Origin of the sequence: Shewanella sp. DW31 (assembly GCF_015767295.1) — a bacterium.
Classification (GTDB): Bacteria; Pseudomonadota; Gammaproteobacteria; order Enterobacterales; family Shewanellaceae; genus Shewanella; species Shewanella oncorhynchi.
Genome location: NZ_JADWMP020000019.1, coordinates 21,231 through 44,372, shown reverse-complemented (window position 1 = coordinate 44,372; position 23,142 = coordinate 21,231). Strand labels below are relative to the sequence as shown.

General features: G+C 47.4%; 19 protein-coding genes. 13 read left to right on the top strand and 6 right to left on the bottom strand.

Annotated features, from left to right (window positions below; translation table 11 throughout):
• Positions 1-111 precede the first annotated feature (111 nt).
• The 5 genes from GWI56_RS15605 to GWI56_RS15585 all read left to right on the top strand — a co-directional run bounded on the left by GWI56_RS15605 (position 112) and on the right by GWI56_RS15585 (position 6,457).
• Complete coding sequence (locus tag GWI56_RS15605) at positions 112-1,413, top strand: anaerobic C4-dicarboxylate transporter (protein WP_105251341.1); 1,302 nt, start codon at positions 112-114, stop codon at positions 1,411-1,413.
• Between the two features lie 139 nt (positions 1,414-1,552).
• Positions 1,553-2,278 carry a fumarate reductase cytochrome b subunit gene (locus GWI56_RS15600; protein ID WP_105251340.1) on the top strand — a complete coding sequence of 242 codons (726 nt, stop codon included), beginning with the start codon at positions 1,553-1,555 and terminating at the stop codon, positions 2,276-2,278.
• Between the two features lie 151 nt (positions 2,279-2,429).
• Complete coding sequence (locus GWI56_RS15595) at positions 2,430-4,439, top strand: fumarate reductase flavoprotein subunit (protein ID WP_198573414.1); 2,010 nt, start codon at positions 2,430-2,432, stop codon at positions 4,437-4,439.
• Positions 4,436-5,161: a fumarate reductase iron-sulfur subunit gene (locus GWI56_RS15590; protein ID WP_105251338.1), complete on the top strand. Its 726-nt coding sequence runs from the start codon at positions 4,436-4,438 to the stop codon at positions 5,159-5,161. Before GWI56_RS15595 ends, GWI56_RS15590 begins: the two co-directional genes overlap by 4 nt.
• 228 nt (positions 5,162-5,389) lie before the next feature.
• Complete coding sequence (locus tag GWI56_RS15585; RefSeq protein ID WP_168825595.1) at positions 5,390-6,457, top strand: porin; 1,068 nt, start codon at positions 5,390-5,392, stop codon at positions 6,455-6,457.
• A gap of 165 nt (positions 6,458-6,622) precedes the next feature.
• Here the strand turns inward: GWI56_RS15585 and ssb are convergent, their stop codons facing one another.
• Positions 6,623-7,330: a single-stranded DNA-binding protein gene (gene ssb / locus GWI56_RS15580; RefSeq protein WP_168825597.1), complete on the bottom strand. Its 708-nt coding sequence runs from the start codon at positions 7,328-7,330 to the stop codon at positions 6,623-6,625.
• Between the two features lie 108 nt (positions 7,331-7,438).
• A complete protein-coding gene (locus GWI56_RS15575; protein ID WP_168825599.1) occupies positions 7,439-8,806 on the bottom strand; it encodes an MFS transporter in 1,368 nt (455 codons plus the stop codon).
• 403 nt (positions 8,807-9,209) lie between these two features.
• Here GWI56_RS15575 and uvrA point away from each other — a divergent pair, with 403 nt between their 5' ends.
• From uvrA to GWI56_RS15545, 6 genes are all read left to right on the top strand, one after another.
• Positions 9,210-12,092 (top strand): excinuclease ABC subunit UvrA, encoded by a 2,883-nt coding sequence (gene uvrA, locus GWI56_RS15570; protein ID WP_198573413.1) that lies wholly within the window; start codon positions 9,210-9,212, stop codon positions 12,090-12,092.
• Positions 12,093-12,280: 188 nt separating this feature from the next.
• Positions 12,281-13,450, top strand: a complete 1,170-nt coding sequence (locus tag GWI56_RS15565; protein ID WP_198573412.1) for a M28 family peptidase — start codon at positions 12,281-12,283, stop codon at positions 13,448-13,450.
• Between the two features lie 194 nt (positions 13,451-13,644).
• A complete protein-coding gene (locus tag GWI56_RS15560) occupies positions 13,645-15,567 on the top strand; it encodes a DEAD/DEAH box helicase (RefSeq protein ID WP_011847889.1) in 1,923 nt (640 codons plus the stop codon).
• Between the two features lie 141 nt (positions 15,568-15,708).
• Positions 15,709-15,864: a hypothetical protein gene (locus GWI56_RS15555; RefSeq protein WP_168825603.1), complete on the top strand. Its 156-nt coding sequence runs from the start codon at positions 15,709-15,711 to the stop codon at positions 15,862-15,864.
• 67 nt (positions 15,865-15,931) lie between these two features.
• On the top strand, positions 15,932-16,291 hold the full coding sequence (locus tag GWI56_RS15550) for a hypothetical protein (RefSeq protein WP_198573411.1): 360 nt from the start codon (positions 15,932-15,934) through the stop codon (positions 16,289-16,291).
• 129 nt (positions 16,292-16,420) lie between these two features.
• Positions 16,421-16,945, top strand: coding sequence for a hypothetical protein (locus tag GWI56_RS15545; protein ID WP_242068421.1), 525 nt, complete (start codon positions 16,421-16,423; stop codon positions 16,943-16,945).
• A 56-nt stretch (positions 16,946-17,001) separates the two neighbouring features.
• Here the strand turns inward: GWI56_RS15545 and GWI56_RS15540 are convergent, their stop codons facing one another.
• On the bottom strand, positions 17,002-17,610 hold the full coding sequence (locus tag GWI56_RS15540) for an HAD family hydrolase (RefSeq protein WP_198573410.1): 609 nt from the start codon (positions 17,608-17,610) through the stop codon (positions 17,002-17,004).
• Positions 17,611-17,639: 29 nt separating this feature from the next.
• A complete protein-coding gene (locus GWI56_RS15535) occupies positions 17,640-18,614 on the bottom strand; it encodes a DMT family transporter (RefSeq protein ID WP_198573409.1) in 975 nt (324 codons plus the stop codon).
• Positions 18,615-18,932: 318 nt separating this feature from the next.
• On the opposite strand from GWI56_RS15535, the gene GWI56_RS15530 reads away from it, so the two are divergent.
• Both GWI56_RS15530 and GWI56_RS15525 read left to right on the top strand, forming a co-directional pair.
• Positions 18,933-19,754, top strand: coding sequence for a hydratase (locus GWI56_RS15530; protein ID WP_198573408.1), 822 nt, complete (start codon positions 18,933-18,935; stop codon positions 19,752-19,754).
• A 196-nt stretch (positions 19,755-19,950) separates the two neighbouring features.
• Positions 19,951-21,060 carry an energy transducer TonB gene (locus tag GWI56_RS15525; protein WP_198573407.1) on the top strand — a complete coding sequence of 370 codons (1,110 nt, stop codon included), beginning with the start codon at positions 19,951-19,953 and terminating at the stop codon, positions 21,058-21,060.
• A 7-nt stretch (positions 21,061-21,067) separates the two neighbouring features.
• Here the strand turns inward: GWI56_RS15525 and GWI56_RS15520 are convergent, their stop codons facing one another.
• On the bottom strand, positions 21,068-21,397 hold the full coding sequence (locus GWI56_RS15520) for a cysteine-rich CWC family protein (protein ID WP_198573406.1): 330 nt from the start codon (positions 21,395-21,397) through the stop codon (positions 21,068-21,070).
• A 403-nt stretch (positions 21,398-21,800) separates the two neighbouring features.
• Positions 21,801-22,664, bottom strand: a complete 864-nt coding sequence (locus GWI56_RS15515; protein ID WP_198573405.1) for a hypothetical protein — start codon at positions 22,662-22,664, stop codon at positions 21,801-21,803.
• Between the last annotated feature and the right edge of the window lie 478 nt (positions 22,665-23,142).

The following is a 23,142-nucleotide window of genomic DNA, read 5'->3' as shown; positions in this document are numbered from 1 at the left end:
AGTGGGGCTGGGGAGCCTTCCCCAGCCCACAACTCGATGATTCAAGAATAAGCATGCGCAGAGTGAATATGCGCAGGCTATTGAAATTAAAAATAAAATAGAGTTAACACTATGATTATATTAGAGATAATTATCGTCCTCGGGGCTATTTACCTTGGTGCAAGGATGGGTAGCATGGGAGTCGGCTTCGCTGGCGGTGTCGGGGTACTGATACTGACCGCGGGGATGGGACTCAAACCGGGCAATATCCCGATTGACGTGATCCTCATCATTATGTCAGTTATCACCGCGATTGCGGCCATGCAAGTGTCTGGAGGGATGGATTATTTAGTCTCACTGGCAGAAAAATTATTACGTAAGCATCCCAAACAAATCACCTTTCTGGCCCCTGTCGTCACCTATTTCATGACACTCTTTGCGGGTACAGGCCACACAGCATTCTCCACCTTACCTGTTATTGCCGAAGTCGCAAAAGAGCAAGGCATTCGCCCCTCTCGCCCCTTATCTATTGCCGTTGTCGCATCTCAAGTCGCCATTACCGCCTCACCGATTTCAGCGGCTGTCGTGTTCTTCTCAGGCATCTTAGAGCCGTTTGGCGTAGATTATTTAGTACTGTTAGCCGTTTGTATTCCCTCAACTTTCCTCGCCTGCATGGTCGGAGCCGTTGTTGCCAACTTAATGGGTAAAGAACTGGCCGATGATCCTGTCTATCAAGAACGCTTAGCCAAAGGTTTAGTCAAAACACGCGGTAAAACTGAGATCAAAATTAAAGCTGGCGCGAAACGATCTGTGATGATTTTCTTGCTGGCGATTGCGGCTGTCATGGCCTATGCCACTGCGATATCTGACAAAGTCGGTTTGATTGTTGACCCTGTATTGCCACGCGACGCCGCCATTATGGTGCTGATGCTTACGGCAGCTGCCGCTATTACGATTTTCTGTAAGTTAGACGCAAGCGAAATCTCTAATGCGGCCACCTTCAAGTCAGGCATGTCAGCCTGTGTTTGTGTGTTAGGTGTGGCTTGGTTAGGCGATACCTTAGTGTCGAATCATATTGAGGAAATCAAAGATTTAGCTGGCACCTTACTGCAAAGTCAGCCTTGGTTATTATCGGTAACCTTATTCTTTGCCTCCATGCTGCTCTACTCCCAAGGCGCGACAACAAAAGCGCTGATGCCCGCAGCCTTAGCTATTGGCGTAAGTCCATTAACTGCCGTTGCCTCTTTCGCCGCCGTCAGCGCGCTGTTTGTATTACCGACTTACCCCACGCTACTGGCTGCGGTCGAGATGGATGATACTGGCTCGACACGGATTGGTAAGGCGGTATTTAACCATCCGTTCCTGGTCCCTGGCGTTGTGACGATTGCCACCAGTGTGGCATTGGCCTTTCTGTTTGGCGGCATGATGCTGTAGCTCAATTTTACCCTAAGTGCTCTCAGGGCTAATGCCTACAAATGGATTAACCCTCTTCTTTTAATCTGTATCTATAGACTTTGTTTTGGCGTGATGCAGGTACATTCACGCCATAACAAATCGAGTAAGAGGTGAATTAATGTCAGCAAAAACGCGTGTTCCTACCGCCATTAACGGCGGACCATTTGGCCAAGCTTGGTCGGCTAAAGCAGACTGCTTACAAAGTGTGACAGGGCTTATATTAGGTATTTTTCTCTTATTTCATATGCATTTCGAGGCGAGCATTTTATTTGGTAAAGAAACCTTCTTTCACATGGTGCAATTCTTAGAAGGCAGTATGTTTAGCTCGACGGGTCATGGCTTCCCCATAGTGACCCAGATCATTTCAGTCATTATGCTCGTGATTGTTGCAATACATGCCGCAACTGCACTACGTCGTTTCCCTGTGCAATTAGGCCAATGGCGAGCGATGCGTGGCTTCATGTCGACTATCAAGCATAGAGATACCCAAGCATGGTTCTGGCAGATGATCACCGGTTTCTTACTGTTTTTCTTAGTGTCAGCCCATCTTGCCACTATGATTTTAAACCCTGATATTGGCCCTCACCTTTCGGCCGAACGGGTTTACCACGATAACGCTTGGCTCTTATACGTGGTGTTTTTACCTATCGTGTTATTCCACGGCATCGTTGGTTTATACCGAGTGATATTAAAGTGGGGTGTGAGTAGTAACCGTCCACTTATCCGCACTATAGCGCAAGTATTGATCGTCTATTTATTGTGTTTAGGCACATTAAGCCTAGTGACCTATATCAATATTGGTATCGAATTAGTTTTGCCAGTACAACCGTTTATTCCTCAGTAATGGGCATGACGCTATCGGCGCACCTAGCCTATATAGCAAGACAAACAACATACGGATCCTCCTCTGATACATAGTTGCAGCGCATCTATGCCCGAGGAGCGCAATGATAAATCCATGAAATGTTATCTAAATTATTAGATAAGGATCTGATTTGAAAATCATTTATACAGACTCATTAGTCATTGGCGCAGGATTGGCAGGCCTTAGAGTCGCGATTGCCACCAAAGAGCGAGGCCTAGATACCTTAGTGCTATCGTTAATTCCCGCAAAACGTTCACATTCGGCCGCCGCACAGGGCGGAATGCAAGCCAGCCTAGGCAATACCGTTAAAGGCATGGGCGATAACGAAGACATTCACTTTCAAGACACAGTAAAAGGTTCTGACTGGGGCTGCGATCAAGACGTCGCACGCATGTTTGCCCACGTTGCACCAAAAGCGATCCGCGAACTCACCAACTGGGGAGTACCTTGGTCGAGAATATCCGCCGGCCCACGTGAAGTCATCATGAACGCGCAAAGGGTAACGCTCAATGAGGCTGAAGAAGCTCACGGCCTGATCAATGCCCGCGATTTTGGTGGCACTAAAAAATGGCGTACCTGTTACACCGCCGATGGCACTGGCCACTCTTTGCTGTACGCGGTCGATAACCAAGCTATCTCCATGGGCATTCCAGTACACGAACGAATTGAAGCACTGTCGCTGATCCATGACGGTAAGCGTTGCCATGGAGTCATTGCCCGCTGTTTAGTCACAGGTGAATTGCGCGCTTATGTGGCCAAATCCACCACCATCGCCACTGGCGGTTATGGCAAGATTTATGAAATATCGACCAATGCCACCATCTGCGAAGGCATAGGCCAAGCGTTAGCACTCGATACTGGTGTCGCCACCTTAGGCAATATGGAAGCGGTGCAGTTTCACCCTACCGCCATAGTGCCCGCGGGGATCCTTACCACTGAAGGTTGTCGTGGTGATGGCGGTATTCTGCGCGATAAAGACGGCCATCGCTTTATGCCAGATTACGAGCCAGAGAAAAAAGAACTCGCTTCCCGCGATGTGGTTTCCCGTCGCATGACAGAGCACATGCGTAAAGGTAATGGTGTCGAAAGCCCTTACGGCCCGCATCTGTGGCTGGATATTACGCAGCTGGGCCGTGAGCATATCGAAACCAACCTGCGCGAAGTGAAAGAGATTTGTGATTACTTCCTCGGTATCGATCCTTGTAAAGATTGGATCCCCGTCAGGCCAACCCAGCATTACTCCATGGGCGGCGTGCGCACCAATGCCACTGGCGAGAGTCCACAACTCAAAGGACTGTTCAGTGTCGGAGAAGCGGCCTGTTGGGACATGCATGGCTTTAACCGTTTAGGTGGTAATTCGGTAGCGGAAACTGTAGTCGGCGGCATGATCATCGGCAAATATGTCGCTGATTTTTGTGAGAATAACGACTTAGAAATTGATACTGCGCTGACTCAAAAATTCATCGATAAATTGCAGCAAGAAATCGATGGACTGGTCGAAGGCAACGGCACAGAAAACCCCTTCCAAATAAAGAAAGAAATGCAACGCATCATGATGAACTACGTCGGGATCTTCCGTAATGGACCCGAGTTAGATAAAGCCATCAAAGGCTTGAAAGACTTACTGCTACGGGCAAAAAATCTTGGCCTTAAATGTAAAAAACGTCACTCCAATCCTGAGTTAGTCGAAGCGCTACGCGTCACCCGCATGTTGAAAGTGGCCCTAACCGTCGCCTGTGGCGCAGAGGCTCGCACTGAAAGCCGCGGCGCCCATTCACGGGAAGATTACCCACAACGCAATGATAAAGATTGGCTCAACCGCACGCTGGCGACTTGGCCAGATGCCGAATCACTTGAACCAGTACTGCGTTATGAAGCGCTAGATGTGATGAAAATGGAGCTACCACCGGGATACCGGGGCTACGGTAACGACAATACTATCGCCCATCCAGATACCGAAAAACGCGTACAAGAAATCAATCAAGTGCTCGCGAGCTTAGGTGACGATCCCGATAGAAACACACTGCAGCGAGCCCTAATGCCATACGAGCTGCCAAGTCATCTGCAGGCTCCCAATGGACGCCTCAGCGATACCTTAGCGATCACTCCAGCCCAACCGGTAGGGAATAAACCACTATGAGCCGCCAAATCAGCTTTAATATCTTTCGCTACGATCCGCAAGATGGCCAAGACAAGCCAAAGATGGAACGTTATCAGTTGACTGAAACACCGGGCATGACAGTGTTTATCGCTTTAAATCAACTACGTGAGCTACAAGACCCTTCACTGCAGTTCGACTTTGTCTGCCGCGCGGGCATCTGTGGCAGTTGCGCCATGGTGATCAATGGTTTTCCCACGCTTGCCTGTCGCACGTTAACGGCAAATTATCCCAATGGTGAAATCACCCTTATGCCGCTACCTGGCTTCGAGCTGATTGGCGACTTATCGGTGAACACGGGTAAATTTATGCGTGAATTAGCCGAACGCTTAAAACTGTGGCTGCACCCTAGACCCGATGATCAGGACATTCATCGGCTCGAAAATCCAATGGCACCCGAAGAAGCCGCACGGATCTATGAGCTAGAACGCTGCGTCGAATGTGGCGTTTGCGTGTCGGCCTGCGCCACCAAACAAATGCGTGACACCTTTGTCGGCGCGGTTGGCATGATGAAAATTGCCCGCTTCGAAATGGATAGCAGAGACAGCCGCAGCGCGGATGATTTCTACCATGTGATTGGCAATCAAGATGGCGTCTTCGGCTGTATGACGCTACTCGGCTGCCAAGATAACTGCCCCAAAGATTTGCCGCACATGCAGCAAATCGCTTACCTGCGCCGCAAAATGGCCGCGACCATACTCTAATCCTCCCTCTAACATCCCGCTGTTTTGGCGGGATGGATAGGATTGCATCTTTCCAAAACCAGCTGACAGGTTTTATCTGTCAGCTGCTGAGTTACGAAGCCTAATTTTCTTAGTTAGGCGCCTCCCCAGCACTATCACAAGTGCAGCTCCTTACTACTAGCGATACAGCTCAATCGGCAACAAAATCCATTAGCGTAACGCGAGTAGTTGTTATGTAAGGAAACATAAATGAAACCGTCTAAACTTACATCAGCCATACTTGTGCTGAGCTTTGCCACACCTATTTTTGCCGTTCAAGCCAATAATACAGCAGAAACCAATGACGAATTACGCACTGAATTACAACAAATTCAGCAGAGACTCGCCATGCTCGAAGCGCAAGAAAATGAGCCATCAGTGCCATCGGATACCCAGTTTAATTTTTATGGTTCTTTACGCCCAACCTTCGGCCTGACCCACACTAACTCGGACGATGTGTGGGATGTAGGCGATGCGAACTCGCGAATTGGCTTTGCCGCAGAACACCAGCTTGGCAATGGCTTAGTCGGGTTTGCGAAGGGGGAATTTAAGGTCGATATCAAAGATGACGGCGACTTTGGCGATGCACGTAAAGCCTATGTCGGATTAAAGGGATTTTTTGGTAGCGTTGCCATAGGTAAACAAGCCGTCACGCAGGAAATGATTTCCGATCCCGTTGATATCTTTAACCGCTCAGGAACGCCTCTGGCCTATGACAGTGCGAGCCCATTCAGGCTCAATAATCTCGTGACCTATCGTAAAGAGTTTGGCGACCTGTTATTTTCGGCCGATGCGCAATTCGACGGCAATAAAGGCAGTGGTGGCAGTGACTTCGTTAACACGGGCATCCGTTATAAAACCGACTTCATCTACATTGCCGCAGCTTTTTATAATAAAGAGTTAGAGGACAACAAGGATGAAAATACATTCGGTGTAACACTAGCAAAAAATTTCAATTCTCTGTTCCTCGCCGCAGCCTACCAAAACATTGAAAAAGACAGCGTCGATGGCACCACATTGGATGGTTCAACACTGGATGTAGTTGCAAGCTATCCCATCACTGACAGCTATAAAATCAAGCTAGGCGTGTCCAAATATGACGATGGCGACAATGACATCACCTCCGCGAAATACAATGCCTATAACACTACGCTGGAATGGCATAAAACACCGAAATTCAGCACCTTCATCGAATATCAAAAAACAGATTTTGAATACCGCGAAACCAATGACCAGATCATGCTAGGCATGCGTTATAACTTCGATTATACGTTCTAAGTTTTATCTCAAGCGTATCATCATGTGAACAAGCGAGGTAAAGGGTTGAACAACCTAACCCACGCTTCACGGCAAAAACTTAAAAACAAGAAACAACAAAGCCACGACTCGCGTGGCTTTGCTTATTTAAGACGATACCGTCTTTATGCTTCGATACGTTCCAAATTAGAACGGAATATCGTCATCCCAGCCATCATCCAAATCTGGAGTGAAGTTTTGCTGTGGTTGTGGCGCTGGACGCTGTGCTGGTGCTGCAGGCGCTTGATAAGCTGGCGCTGGCGCGGCTTGTTGCTTAGGCGCATAACCACCTTGTTGTGGTTGTTGAGCCTGTGGCTGACCATAACCTTGCTGCTGGGCAGGAGCTGGCGGAGCATATTGTTGCTGAGCTGGCGCTTGGTAAGCAGGTGCAGCTTGAGGCGCTGGCGCATATTGATTTTGCGCAGGCGCGGCTTGTTGTGGTGCAGATTGATAACCTGCGTTTTGTGGCATGCCGCCCATTGGCGCGCCTTGTGCTTGTCCACCTTGACCACGGCTACCTAGCATTTGCATGCTACCGCTTTGGTCGATAACCACTTCAGTGCTGTAGCGGTCTTGACCACTTTGGTCTTTCCACTTACGAGTTTGCAGTTTACCTTCAAGGTAAACCTGTGAACCTTTACGCAGGTATTCACCGGTAATTTCAGCTAATTTGCCGAACAGAACCACACGGTGCCATTCAGTACGCTCTTGCTGTTGACCCTGTTGGTCTTTCCACGATTCGCTAGTCGCTACTGTGATGTTTGCGACTGCATTACCGTTTGGCATATAACGCACTTCTGGATCTTGTCCCAAATTGCCAACCAAAATTACCTTGTTAACACCACGACTGGCCATTGAAATCTCCTGCGATTCTTTAAATAATCTATTAATTCAGTATGTTGTTTATCTTTATTGCCATAGAGGAAAATCAGCTTCCCCAAATACCACACGGCAGACCAGATATTATTGAGCAGAGCCTAACACAGCTCGTGCTTCTCTTAAATCGAAATGCTCGTCTACCTTGAGATAAGCCACTTTCTCGTCCAGCACGACTATGGCTTCAACAACGCCCATTAATTGGGATAACTGGGTTGCCATATCGCGCGCTTGCGCCTTGTCTTTCACTTCAGCTTCTAAGGTGTAACTCTTTAACAACACAGGATTTTGCATGCCTAATGTCAGGAATAACCAAATAGACATTAAGATCACGGCAACAACAAATACCCCGACTGCGCCCACGAGCTGGAAAGCACCGCCACCGAGCATACCACCACAAAAAGCCCCTAAAAACTGGCTAGTTGAATACACGCCCATAGCCGAACCTTTTTCGCCGACGGGGCAAAATTTGGCAATCAAACTTGGCAGTGAGGCTTCTAAATAGTTAAACCCAGTAAAAAAGAGCACCACGGCAAAACTCAATACCCAAAGATTGCTCGCAAATGCGGCCATCGCCAGCAATGCCACTATCATTATCACGAGGGCAATTTGGAACATCGCCTTAGTATTTTTGCGCTTAACCCCTATGATGATTAACGGCACCATCAAAATAAATGCGCCCACAAAAGCGGGGAAATACAGCATCCAATGTTTTTCTTTCACTAGACCCGCATCCACCAGATCCAGCGGTAATGCCACAAATACTGCGGTGAGCACTAAATGCAGGATAAAAATCCCAGCGTTAAGCCTAAATAATTGCGGCTCGAGGAACATACGTTTGAGCTTAGCGGGCGTTGCTAAAGTGTCTCCTTTGGGTGCCTGAGTGATGGGATTAGGCACTAAAAACTGGATCAACAGCATACCGACAATAGCCAATACCGCCGTTAACCAAAACAACCCAGTCAACCCAAGATGTTGCGCAACGATAGGTCCCATTAGCAAAGACAGGGCAAAAGATAACCCGATACACATACCAATAATCGCCATCACCTTAGTGCGCTGCTCGTCGCGGGTTAAATCCGCGGCAAGCGCCAGCACGGCAGCGGCAATCGCGCCCATACCCTGTACAGCTCGACCAAAGACAACGCCATAAATCGTATCTGCATTAGCAGCGATAACACTGCCAATAGCAAACAACACTAAGCCACCAAGAATAATCGGCTTGCGACCATATTTGTCAGATAAAATCCCCATAGGGATTTGCAGCACGGCTTGAGTCAGGCCATAAGCGCCGATAGCAATACCCACCCACAGAGGCGAAAAGCCTTCGAGATGCTGACCATAAAGTGCAAAGACGGGCATGATCATAAACAAGCCCATCATGCGCAAACCAAATACACTGGCTAAAGAAAACGCGACTTTTTTCTCAGTACCCGAAAGTCCGTTGTTACCCATGATTTTGCCCTGGATTGAAGTCTTTTAAGGGGCGCATGTTACCACACCCAAAAGGATTTGCTCAAAAGGAAATAGTGGCCTAAACCACTGACTATACACTTAGCTTTTATCCCGTTTATCACGGACCTATATTGACTGTGTCTGAGTTAACATCTTTATTTTTAACGCTCAGGCACAGGGGAATGAGTCTAACATAGTGTTCACAATTGTCCTGTGAGTCAGTGCGCAACAACAGTATTAATCTTAGTTAATCCATTCCATCCACAACATCCCGCAAAGCAGGCCGACTTAAAGCCAGTGCCAGCCCTAGGATTGGTGCAGATCACAGAATCAACTAAACTCAGCGGCGGAACTGTGCGATACTTGTGCTCATTTTTTTAAGCATATGGCATTAGAGCGATAGATGGATAAGATTGAAATACGCGGCGCACGCACCCACAATCTCAAGAATATCAACCTGACTATCCCAAGGGATAAACTGATTGTCATCACGGGCTTATCGGGATCTGGCAAATCCTCCCTCGCTTTCGATACTTTATATGCCGAGGGCCAGCGACGTTATGTCGAGTCCCTATCTGCCTATGCTCGCCAATTTTTAAGTTTAATGGAAAAGCCCGATGTGGACCATATCGAAGGCTTAAGCCCGGCGATATCCATAGAGCAAAAATCCACCTCCCATAACCCACGTTCGACCGTGGGCACGATTACCGAAATTTACGATTACCTGCGCTTGATGTTTGCCCGCGTGGGTGAGCCGCGTTGTCCGACACACAATCAACCCTTAGCGGCACAAACCGTCAGCCAGATGGTCGATAAAGTGTTGGAAATGCCCCAAGACAGCCGCTTGATGCTGCTCGCACCTGTGGTCAACGCTCGTAAGGGTGAACACGTTAAATTGCTCGAAGGTCTATCGGCACAGGGTTATATCCGTGCACGTATCGACGGTGAAGTGTGTGACTTAACCGATCCGCCAACCTTAGATTTACACGTTAAACACACGATTGAAGTGGTCGTCGACCGTTTTAAAGTGCGTGACGATATCAAGCAACGCTTAGCGGAATCCTTTGAAACCGCGCTGGAACTCTCTGGCGGCATCGCGACCGTTGCCAGCATGGAAGACGACACGGGTACTGGTAAATCCAAAGGCGAAGAACTGATCTTTTCGGCCAACTTCGCCTGCCCGCATTGCGGTTATTCGATGGCGGAATTAGAACCAAGGATCTTCTCCTTTAACAATCCAGCCGGCGCGTGCCAAACCTGTGATGGTTTAGGGGTACAACAATTTTTCGATCCTGAGCGCGTGATCACCAATACCGAACTTTCACTGGCGGGCGGTGCGATTCGCGGCTGGGATAGACGCAACTTCTACTATTTCCAAATGCTTAGCTCACTCGCCGAACACTATAAGTTCGATGTCGAAGTGCCCTACGAGCAGCTTAGCGAAAAAGTCCGCAAAATCGTACTTTACGGCTCAGGTAAAGAAAGTATTGCCTTTAAATACATTAATGACCGCGGTGATGTGGTGGTGCGTAATCACCCCTTCGAAGGCATTCTAAACAACATGGACAGGCGCTATCGCGAAACCGAAAGTAACTCGGTACGTGACGAATTAGCCAAGTTTATCAATACCCAAGCTTGTCAAAGCTGTGGTGGTTCGCGCTTACGCGAAGAAGCACGTAACGTGTTTTTAGGTGATATCAATCTGCCACAACTCACCACTTGGTCGATTGGCGAAGCCTTGGACTACTTCGAGAAAGTCGAATTTAGCGGCCAAAAGGCGCAGATTGCCGAGAAGATTTTAAAGGAAATCCGCGATCGCTTAGGCTTCCTCGTCAACGTGGGTCTCAATTATTTGAGCCTATCGCGCTCGGCAGAAACCCTCTCGGGCGGTGAAGCCCAACGTATTCGACTCGCCAGCCAAATCGGTGCAGGGCTCGTCGGCGTGATGTATGTGCTCGACGAACCTTCAATCGGCCTGCATCAAAGGGATAACGAGCGTCTGCTGCAGACGCTTATCCACCTGCGGGATTTGGGCAACACTGTGATTGTGGTTGAGCATGACGAAGATGCGATCCGTATGGCGGATCACGTGATCGATATCGGCCCAGGCGCAGGTGTACACGGCGGCGAAGTCATTTGCGACGGTCCGATTGAGAAGATCATCGCCTGTGAAGAGTCAGTTACCGGACAATATATTTCTGGTAAGCGCAGCATTCATATCGATACGCCGCGCATTCCCTTCGACAAAAACCAAGTCATTCAATTGTTTGGCGCACGCGGCAACAACTTGCGTAATGTGGATTTAACCATTCCCATTGGCCTCTTCACTTGTGTGACGGGCGTATCGGGTTCGGGTAAATCGACCTTAATCAACGATACTTTCTTCAAAATCGCCCATAGAATGCTCAACGGGGCGACGGTGGATGAGCCATCACCTTATGATCGTATCGAAGGGATGGAACTGTGCGACAAAGTGGTCGATATCGACCAAAGCCCAATTGGCCGCACACCGCGCTCTAACCCTGCCACTTATACGGGCATCTTCACCCCAATTCGCGAGATTTTTGCCGGAACCCAAGAGTCACGTACTCGCGGTTATCAAGTCGGCCGTTTCTCCTTTAACGTAAAAGGTGGACGCTGCGAGGCCTGCCAAGGCGATGGCTTGATCAAGGTAGAAATGCACTTCCTACCCGATGTGTATGTGCCCTGTGATTCTTGTAAAGGTAAGCGCTACAACCGCGAAACCTTAGAAGTACGCTATAAAGGCAAGAATATTCACGAAGTACTGCAGATGACAGTGGAAGATGCGCGCACTTTCTTCGATGCCGTACCTGCCATTGCCCGTAAGCTACAAACCTTGATGGATGTGGGTTTGTCCTATGTGCGTCTCGGCCAAAGTGCGACCACACTTTCGGGCGGTGAAGCCCAAAGGGTGAAACTTGCCAAAGAGCTGTCTAAGCGTGACACGGGCCAAACCTTGTATATCTTGGATGAACCGACCACGGGCTTACACTTTGCCGATATCCAATTACTGCTCGATGTATTGCATCGTCTCAAATCTCACGGCAACACGATTGTGGTGATTGAGCATAATCTGGATGTAATCAAAACAGCGGACTGGATTATCGACTTAGGCCCAGAAGGTGGCGGTGGTGGTGGTATGATTTTAGCCACAGGCACGCCGGAAGAAGTCGCCGAGCATCCAACCTCCCACACGGCACGCTTCTTAAAGCCACTGCTAAAACGGGATATCGAGCTGGCAAAGGCCAATAAAGCTAAGGCTTAACATTCGGCTCACGCCGCCGTTGGTCTGAATAATAAAAGCGCAGTCGCCCTAAGCACTGCGCTTTTTTTCGCTCAGCAATCCAATATGCTTAAGCTATCGCATACATATAGATCTCATTGAATTAGAATCGGATTTAGGCAAAGATGATATTCATCTTCTGGCGAAGGCTTTAGCGATAAGGAATGTCCATGCGTGATAGCACTCAGTCCCCAGTGACTCACCTTATGTTACCGAGGCAATATCAATCACTTTTAAGTAAAAACCTAAGCGACATAAACCTCAGTGACATAAACCTAAGCGCATCGACTCTATTCAACCACAATCGCATCGGTCAGCTGCTCGCCAAGTTCAAGATCACGCACCTTATAAGACATCAATCCCAAAGACTTGGCTTATTAGCACTGGCCTGCGTTGTTGCAACGACCCTCACTGGTTGCGCTAACTCAGCCGAGACCTGTGCACGCACTGAGCTAAAACTCACTTGGGCCGAGCCCACAGAGTTACAAGCGACAGTCACAGTATTAAGTTCGGATGAATTTGAAGGCCGCAAAACCCAAACCCAAGGTGCGGCAAAAAGTCGTGACTATATAAAGCAGCAATTTCAGGGGCTAGGTTTACAGCCTTGGGGAGCGGACTTTATCGTGCCCTTTGAATATCAAACCTTCTTCACCCAAGAAACTGGCGCCAACGTGGTAGCCACCGTGATGGCGGCAGAACCGACGAATCGATGGCGCATTATCGTCGCCCACTATGATCACTTAGGCATGAGCGGCAGCAAGATTTACCACGGCGCCGATGATAATGCCTCGGGCGTCGCCGCTATGCTCGCTATTGCCAAACATTGGCAACAGCAATTTGCCCTACAACCCAATACCTTGCCTAAGGTAAACCTGATGTTTGTAGCAACCGATGCCGAAGAACCTGGGCTCTATGGCAGTATCGCCTTGGTAGAGCAACTCAAGACCCACCTGCCAGAAGCGACTTTTGAGCTGATGTTGAATTTAGATATGGTGAGTCACCCCGGCAGGCCCTATGCGATTTACCTCGAAGGCAGTCGAAACTTCACTCAGTTCAATCAATTTAAACCCCTACTGAATCAACAGAACCGACTTTGCATTAAACTCACGCACCCTAAACCCGTTGGTCGAAGCATACAAAGTACCGATTGGCTGCGGGCGTCGGATCATTACCCCTTCCACAAAGCGAATATCCCTTGGCTGTATTTTGGTGTGCCGACCCATCCCCAATATCACACACCAGAGGATACCGTCGCGACAATCGACATCACTTTTCTTGCGGCAGTGACAGAGTCAGCATTCGAGTTACTTCAATTAAATGTTGAATATTTAAAGAATTAATGGGAAGTGGCGCGTTTCTTGCTCAGTTTTAGCGAAAAAAATGCAGAAAACAGGTTAAATAGCGTGACTCTGATTGGTAAAGTGGCCGCCATGCTGCTATAATCCGTCGTTCGCGGGAAATCGACACGGGGTTGATTTTCTGTCTGTGAAACTTTAGCGCCATTTCGCGCGCGCATCCACAAGGCTACAACCCAATGTCATCCGATGAAAGAACTTTCCGTGAACTCGGCCTATCCGAGAATTTGTTGCGTGCTCTTGACGAGCTAGGTTATGAAAAACCAACGCCAATCCAATCAGCCAGTATCGATCCACTTATGGCTGGCAAAGATATTTTAGGTCAAGCGCAAACAGGTACAGGTAAAACTGGCGCCTTCGCGTTACCACTATTAAACAAAGTTACCAGCCAAACGACACCGCAAATTTTAGTATTAGCACCAACACGTGAATTAGCCGTGCAGGTTGCTGAAGCGTTCAGTAGCTATGCCAAATTTATGAAGAATTTCCACGTTCTTCCAATTTATGGCGGCCAAAGCATGCAACAACAGTTGAATGCCCTGAAACGCGGCCCACAAGTTATCGTTGGTACGCCAGGTCGTGTTATGGACCATATGCGTCGCGGCACCTTGAAACTCGACTCATTACAAGCCTTAGTGCTCGATGAAGCCGATGAAATGTTAAAAATGGGCTTCATCGATGATATCGAATGGATCCTTGAGCACACGCCAAGCGAACGCCAACTGGCGCTATTCTCTGCCACTATGCCAGAGCAAATTAAGCGTGTTGCTAACCAGCACTTACGTAATCCTGTACATGTTCGTATCGAATCAAGCCAAACTACGGTTGAGTCAATCGAACAGCGTTTCGTACAAGTATCACAACACAACAAACTTGAAGCCTTAGTACGTGTATTAGAAGTTGAAAACACTGAAGGTGTGATCATATTCGTCCGTACTCGTAACTCATGTGTTGAGTTAGCTGAAAAGTTAGAAGCCCGCGGTTATGCTTCATCACCACTACACGGTGACATGAACCAGCAAGCCCGTGAGCGTGCAGTTGACCAACTGAAACGTGGTAAGTTAGACATTCTGATCGCGACTGACGTTGCGGCCCGTGGCCTTGACGTTGAGCGTATCGGTCACGTTGTGAACTACGATATTCCGTATGATGCCGAAGCTTATGTACACCGTATTGGCCGTACAGGCCGTGCTGGCCGTACTGGTATGGCGATCCTGTTTGTGACTAGCCGTGAAATGCGCATGCTGCGCACTATCGAACGTTCAACGAACAGCCGTATTTCACCAATGAAAATCCCAAGCCCAGAGACAGTTGCAGAACGTCGTCTGTCTCGCTTAGGTGAGCAATTGGCTGAAACAATCAACGGCGATTTAGATTTCATGAAAGAAGCTGTTGCTCAATTATGCCAACAGTTAGAAGTCGATACAGATCTGCTAGCCGCTGCATTATTACAGCAAGTTCAGCAAGAACGTCCTTTGCAATTGCCAGCCATTCAAGAACGTGTTCGTGATGAACGCAGTGAGCGCACTGAACGTAGCGACCGCGGAAGTGATCGTAATGACCGTGGTGGTGAGCGTGGTGAACGCAGAAGTCGCGAACCGCGTCCAATGCCAGCCAGCTTAGGCTCAGCTGAAGCGTTGAAAGACAACCCAGATTTGAAAATGTGCCGTTACGTGATCGACGTAGGTCGTGAGAATGGTGTAGGTGTGGGTAACATCGTTGGCGCTATTGCGAACGAAGCTAACATCGACAGCCGTTACATTGGCGCAATCCAACTTTATGATGCAGTGACCACTGTTGACCTGCCAGACGGTATGCCAAAAGACGTGTTACAGCACCTACGTAAAGTACGTGTTTGTGGCAAGCCATTGAACATCCGCGAAGCTGGTGATCAAGTATTTGTTGATTCAGGCCGCAGTGCTCGTTCAGACCGTCCTGCTGGTGACCGTAAACCACGTGGCGATCGTCCAACAGGTGACCGCCCAGCGGGTGATCGTAAGCCTCGCGCTGCGTCTACTGGTGACAAGCCATTTGCTGACCGCAAACCACGTGCAGACAAACCTGCCGGTGAGCGTAAGCCACGTAAACCACGTGAAGACTAATCTAGCTTAAGCTAGAGACTAAAAAAGGAGCCTAGGCTCCTTTTTTGTTGGCTTAACATCGCACTAGCTCAAAGCACACTGGCCAGTTGATATTTCAAGCTGATATAGTCAGTGCAAGAACGCCTAGCTTAAGGATATAAAATGGATTTTTTAGCACTGATCACTTCCCCATTTACCTCGGCACTGCCTGAACTCGCTAAGTCATGCCACAAAGATAAAACATTATTAATCATGGTACTTGTCGGTTGCACTCTGTTTGCGGGCTTTATTGGAATGTTAGTCGCAATGGCAAATTAACTTGCAGTTAAGCCAACATGTCTATTAGTGTCGACTTAGTCTTTAGCAACGCACCTAGTGTATTTCGATGAAAAAAGCCTTTAACGCCGGCCTGTTATCCGCCTTTGTCGCCCCCGGCAGCGGCCATTTTTACCTAAAACATAAACGCTCGGCACTGGTATTTTTTAGCTTAGCGGTCGTGAGTCTTGTGCTGTTGCTCATGCAAATCTATCAAGTGGCGCAAGTCATCGCCTTAGATATTCAAAACGGCACCTTACCGCTTGATATCGGCGTGATTTCTGCCGAAATCACCCAACAAACCCAGACCACAATTGCCAATGCCAATGAGCTGCTCTATGGCTTTTTGCTCTGCTGGTTAGTGGCATTACTCGACAGTATTCGGCTTGGGCTTAAACAAGATAAGCTGGATACACAAAGTAACCGCTAAATATCTTTTGACTCTTAGCTAGGCCGTAGCGACAAAAGCGATTTTGATATTGACCGAATATTTTTAATCAATTGAAATATTTGATATTAGTTTTTAACTGCTGCGGTAATAACACCATAAACAGTCAAGATGAGTAACGATATGTTAGACAATGAAGAACGCGATTTTATTCTAAACAAAGTGTCACAATCCGTGATTACCATTGCCCGCGAGGTCAATTTTGCCGAACGCTACGCCTCCATGTTGGCGCGCTTTCCTAAACTTCCTGGCGATTTTAATCCTAAGGTGCCGTCGGAACGCAGACAAGCATTGGTTGCCCAGTTCCCTTACCCGATCCGCTTTTACAAAAGTGAGGGGGGATATTACAAGCTAAATGCGAAAAAGTTCGCCTACCCGCATATGACGCTTATGATGGAGATGCAGCAGTGGGTAGTTTTTAACTTTAACTTGTGGCGTGAAGATAAGCGCATCGGTGGCGGCTCCTATCAACAGATTGCCGTTGCAGAGCGGTTAGCGCGAAATGAAGAAATTGACTGGGATAACGACTGGCGTACACAACATCAGCCATGGTGCTATAACGAAGATCAATTACAAACGGTGCTAACGGAAAGTTTTGCACTATTTGATGACCTTTGTAAGCAATTACCTAAGTAGTCACAGGAGTTAATTGAGATATATGCGGCTAAACAGGTTAACCGCATAGGCATAAATTATTTAGGCCATGCTTTAATCAGGCTGTGGTAGCAAGAGACCAGTAAATCAGCCGCTTGGGCATAGTCGGGCACGTCTTCAGGGCAATAGAGGGCGCAGTGACTACCCGCATTGCGCGCAGTTTGCAGATCAAACAGATAATCGCCCACATACAAGATATCTGCGGGCGCGAGTTGCCACTGCTGGCAAATAAGATGAATACCTTCGGGATGCGGCTTAGGCTGCGCATCGTAGCGCGTTAATACCAGTGCGATATCTATGCCGAGTTTATCGATAGTGATTTGCGCCGCTTCTGGCATATTGCGAGTCAAAATAGCCAAGGGCAGTGACTTGGCCCGTAGGCATTCGATAAGCTCCCTCGCGCCATCGATCCAACTGGCCTTGAGTGAACTTTGTCTCTCGTACTCATGGACAATGTCTAACGCCTTAGCCCGTGCTTCATCCGTACTCAGACTCTCGACATGGGCCAAGATATCCGTACCAGAATGAATCCCCAATTCACGCCGCAACCCAGCAAAATCGGGATTAGAATGTGCTAAGGTGCCGTCGAGATCGAAGATGACACCACGGATATCCTGAAGTTTTAACTCGCTGAGTCTAGTGATCACTGGCCTTTCCCATGGATAAAATGTATGCGTTAGACAGCCTGCAAACGCTTCGCCTGACGATTACGGTACATAGGCAGCAATTGCACCACCATCACAGACACAATAATCACGCCAATCCCCAGCAGAGATAAACCATCTAATTCATCAGCGCGGAATACTTCTGGCCACCAGCCAAGACTCACCACTAACGCCGTGGCACTAAAGCTAAATACTGGCGTTAGGGCCAACATGGCACTGACCTGCGCCGTCGGCCAATACTTCATCGACTGGCCAAAACAGCCATAGGCGATCAAGGTATTGGCGGCGCAAAACAGTACTATCTGCCAATCGAAGCTGTCCATACTAACAAACTGACTAAAGTCGCTAAAGGGAGCCATTACGAAAATACCTAAGCCATAGATCACTAAGAGCACGTTCGCGGGCGACAAACGATTCAGTAAGGATTTTTGCAATAAGGCATAGCTAGTCCACGACAGTGCTGAGAACTGGATGATCATCACCCCAATCCAAACCTGATGATTATTAGCCCCAGAAAAATTTAAATTAGGATGGAAAAACATCAACATACCTAAAGCTAAGGTTGCAAAACAGCTGAGTTGCACTGCATTAAGCCGTTCCTTAAAAAACAACACACCACCAAACGCGAGGAAAAAGGGCGAAGTCTGGAAATTCAGTTGGGCGGCGCCCGGTGCGAGGTAATCGAGTGAGTAAACAAAAGACACATAATTGAGCATCAAGAAGATGCCAGCAAGCACTAACCTTAACCAAACTTTGGCATCAAGTGCTGCAAATTGCTTAAGACTACCTGCGCTCCATTGGATCACTATACTGACTAAAAGCGCGACCAGAAAACGAAACCAAGTAAGAGTCACGGGATCGATAAAGGCCGCCGAGAGCTTTAATGCTATAGGTAACATGCCCCAAAATAAAACCGCAACTGAGATGAATAGGAGCCCAAGCTGAGCATGATTATTTGCCTGAGGGGCGTTATGGCTAAGGTTCACGGAGGAGTCCAGTAGAAACCGCAAAATGGACAGCCATTCTGGCACTGAGCCAACACAATATCTAGCGGCGAATCATGGAAAGATTCGCGTTAGCTTGGATACTTTAGCTGACACTTATGTGGGGCAAGTTTCAGCATCTTACGATAATTGGAATATTGGCCGCACTCTTGATTCAACTGCAGCAGATTTACCCCGAAAGCCAACATTGGCATTTCCCGCGTTGCCAATAACCGAGTATATTTGGCCCATAAAAATGGCTTCTGCCACACTCTCTCTAGGCCACTTCTTTTTAAGCTAACGCTTTAAATAGGAAAGTTAATGTTATCTACCGCCACGCTCGAACAAGTTAAAACACATATTAATACCGCAGCCAAAGAATTAGCCGAGCGCCGCGCAGCAGGCACGAGCGGCGATTTACTGATCCCAGAAATAAGGCCAACCAGCTTCGAACAGGCCTTCGCTATTCAACAAGCCGTAGCAGAAATATTTAAGGCAAGCGATAACAATCCTATCGCGGCGTGGAAATGCCTATTACCCACGGCGGAAAAAAACGTCGTAGCGCCTATTTATCAAGCTGATGTGTATCAACAATCGACCACTTGCCCACTCTATCCATCGACGAAAGGCCTCGCCCGAGTCGAACCCGAACTCGCCTTCGAGATTGCTCGCGATTTACCGCCAAGAAGCACGCCTTACACAGAGGCTGAAATCGACGAGGCCTTAGGCCACACACGCTTAGCCTTGGAATTGATCAAAAGCCGCTACCACACACCCAGTGAAGCGACGCATTTTGATGCCCTCGCCGATGGCTTAGTCAATCAAGGACTGTGGTTAGGGCCTGTGCTTAATCCGCAAGAAGGTTTAGAAATGAGTAATTTTGAACTCAGCGTTGATATTGCCAATGGCGAGCACCAGCAAAGCGACACACTGCAAAAATCCGCCATTCATCCCAACGGTTTCCCTAAGGCGGGACTCTACTGGTTAGTTAACTTTTTATCCGCCCAAGGCATTGGCTTAACTCAAGGGCAATATGTGATCACAGGCTCTTACGCTGGCGTCCTTGATCTGCCATTGGCACAGGTCTGCAAATTTGAATACGGCGCGCTTGGACAGTTCGCCGTGACTTTCACAGCTAAGTGATTGCGACTTATAAAGCGACAAGGCACTGATAAATAAGCGAACTCAGTTTCAGCTGGGCTCGCTTATTTTCAATCTCAGTTCTCAGTGCTCAGTTATCTGCATTCACCACAAGCATCATTAACAAAAGCCAAACTAACTTGCCTCAAAATGTACACCTATGTATCATCTAAATTCATCAATAATAAGGATATATAGAATGTCACACGGAAAAATGCTGCCAATTGCCTGTCTTCTTGCCCTCACTTTAGGCACTTCTCTTAGCGTGCATGCCTCAGAAAATAGCTTTGCCAAAGCCTATAGTGACTATCAAGCCGCCGTAGAAAAAGGCGATGCTGCAAATATTGAAGCAAGCGCAAAAACCGCTTATCTACTCGGCGAAGCCCAATATGCCAAAGACAGTGTCGACTTAGCGAATCTCGCCATGAACTGGGCCAGCGCGATAGAAAAGCAAGTCGCCCCTTACCCATTTGCAGAAAAGAATCTGCCAAAAACGGCGAAGGCAAATGAGTTGTATCAGCTCGCTCTGGCTAACTATAAAGTTCATTATGGCAAAGAAGCGCTTGAGCTTATCGACCCCTTACTGGGGGCTGCACAAACCGCCGTTGAAGCCAAAGATGCGAAAAATGATTTGCTTACTGCTATCGCAATTGCTGAAAAATCCGATAAAAAGAAACTGCTCGCCGATGTAAAAATGGCCGCCTTCAACCGCTTATCAAATACAGAGCTATACACCAAAAGCGTAAGACGCTATGCCTTCGATGCCTATGATATTTATAAAGAGATTTTACCAGAGAACGCCATAGACAGAGTCAAGGCAACCTATGTGGTGGGTGCAGTTGAGTATGCAGAAAAGCATGATGACAAGGCGATGCCATTGCTTTTAGAAGTCGTGAAGCAGTTTGAAGCCCTTAACTTTAGCCATCCCTATGCCTTAAGTGCCCACGCTTATTTAGTCGAACTCTATGAGCGCCAAGGAAAGCGTGACGAGTCCACCGCCCACTGTATTGCTATCGGCAAAATGCGTCCTTGGGCCGACGCACAGGAACAACAACCTATTTTCCGTATCGTACCAGACTATCCAATGTCCTATGCTAAGCAACGTAAAAGTGGCTGGGTTCAGCTTAAATTTACTGTCGATGAACATGGGTTCGTGAAAAATCCTGAAATTTTAGCCTCTAAGGGTGGTGCTTTATTTGAAAAAAAGAGTATTGAAACCTTAAATAAATGGCGTTACGCACCCAAGTTTGAAAATGGTATAGCCGTGGAAGCACAAACTAGCGTGCAAATGGATTACACCATAAACTAATAGCCCGCTATTTCACCTCATAACCTAGCCCGTCGCTCACACTCGATGGGCTTTTTTCATCCTGCTCTGCAAGCTGCCCCAGACTTAACCCCTGCTTAAGTTGGATTAAACAAGCTTGGCAAATACACGCATCGGCAGACGGTAAAATATGGTTGATGACCCCTAGCGGCGAATCTGATGCTTGCACTTGCAAGGCGGCCAAAGGTGGAAATGTTTGCAGAGCGCACCAACAATCCTCAATACCCTTACCTAAAATCACAGCACATTGATTCGCGCCTTGGCACAAAGGGCAAATTTGCGATTCCGTAACACTTAAATCTTGTAACGACTTGGACATAAATATCCTCGTAAATAACATAGGTTATTTATTCTTAGAGATGGTGATCATAACGGTTTTTAGCCACTCAAGTTGAGTTGCTTTGCCACAAAGAAAGATAACTGTATCATCAGTTGCGTTGGTATCAATTGTCATTGTTTACCCTAGGCTCGACACATTATGTTGATATTCTCTATGCCTCTATCGGTCAGATACTGTAAAGCGTCCTTTTCTGATTTGCCAAAAGATTAAGCACTTGCACTCCAGTGACACGCCAACTTTGATTTAGAAATGAGTCATCCCTGAGGGCTCGACGGCGGTATCCTTGCCGCCAACGGTCACTTCCATACAAGTACTTAATCTCGTTAATTCCCGAGTATACCTGTCGCTAAATTTAACAATGGATGTCCCAATAAAGTTAAAGCTATTCTTCATAGCCATTTACATGTCTATTTTTAATGCTTTCTGATGATTCACCAAATAAAGGCTCAAATGGCTTAAAGTCGACTTCAGGCGACTTTACTAGCAAGTCGAGCAGCTTCTGGTTTCCGTTATTTGAATAGGTCATGATTGATCCATATCTTTTTAAACGCTTTACCTGAATCTTTGTTTTTGCATATGCAGGGAACTCAGACAGAAAATTGTCAAACTCGACGATTAAGTCATCCGTTAATTTTATTAGTCTTTCTGTCAAGTCCATTAGAATTACAACTTTCGCTTGCCCAACAGCAGCTACCGTATCGTAGAGTGATAGGGTGGCATACGCTTTATCACCGTAGTGCTTTAATAGCTGCTCTTTAAATTCCTGATTGATTCCGTTTCTTTGCTCCCAGAGCTTAAGGATATAGTTATAATTGCTAACCATTGATCTAATGCGTGGAATCTGGCTCCATTTGTGATAACGCTCTCCATCTTCTTCGCTATTTGGCACCACAAATGAAAGATCTTGATAGCCTTCAGCTATGGGGCTTGCATGAAACAAAATGCTTGGTATCGCGGCTAATCGTTGGAGTGGGTTCTCACTAAGCTCCCCGTGATAATTGCCTTTGATAGCTAGAAGAGTTGCCCGCGCTTCTTCAGCAGAAAGAATCCATTTATTTGCTGCATCCATCTTATCTTTTTCAATTTGGATGCCTTCTTGGTGTCTGAGAGTTAGGTAGGCTATACCTGCACCAAGAATGGAGGTAAAGAAAGCACTGGCAATTGGAAAGGCGTAGTCTTTGAAATAATTAGGCTCTTGTCTTAATCCATCAATGGCATGTACAAGCAACGTTGTTTCTTCGTGCATTAGATCTCCTTGTGGCTTTAACAGTGTATTACCCACACTACTAATAAAATCTAAACCGTATAGAGTTGGACACTGGAATGATAAGAATAAATAATCCAATTATTACAATAATTTAGCATCAACTCCAGTGTGCTATCAACATTTTTGTTCCAGAAAAATCGAGACCTTATTTACCGAGAAGTATTTTGGCGCGGTAAATAAAGGAGGTGGATGAGAAAGATGAATATTTTCAGTGCAGAAAGATAGAACAGGTGCAGAAAAATAGGACAGGCGAAACTCTTTCCAGATTAACAGCCAACACCGAGACCACAGAAGTTCCCCCTCCCCTCGGAGTTGCCGCAGGGCATTTGTGTTCGTTGCGTGATCGAGGCATGGATGCCGAGATAGCGTCAGTCGAATCAGGGACGAGCGTCTGACGCGATAGCATAAGGACGCTAAATGCCCAAGGGGCTTTCAACTCCGTTAGGGGCGTCTTGGA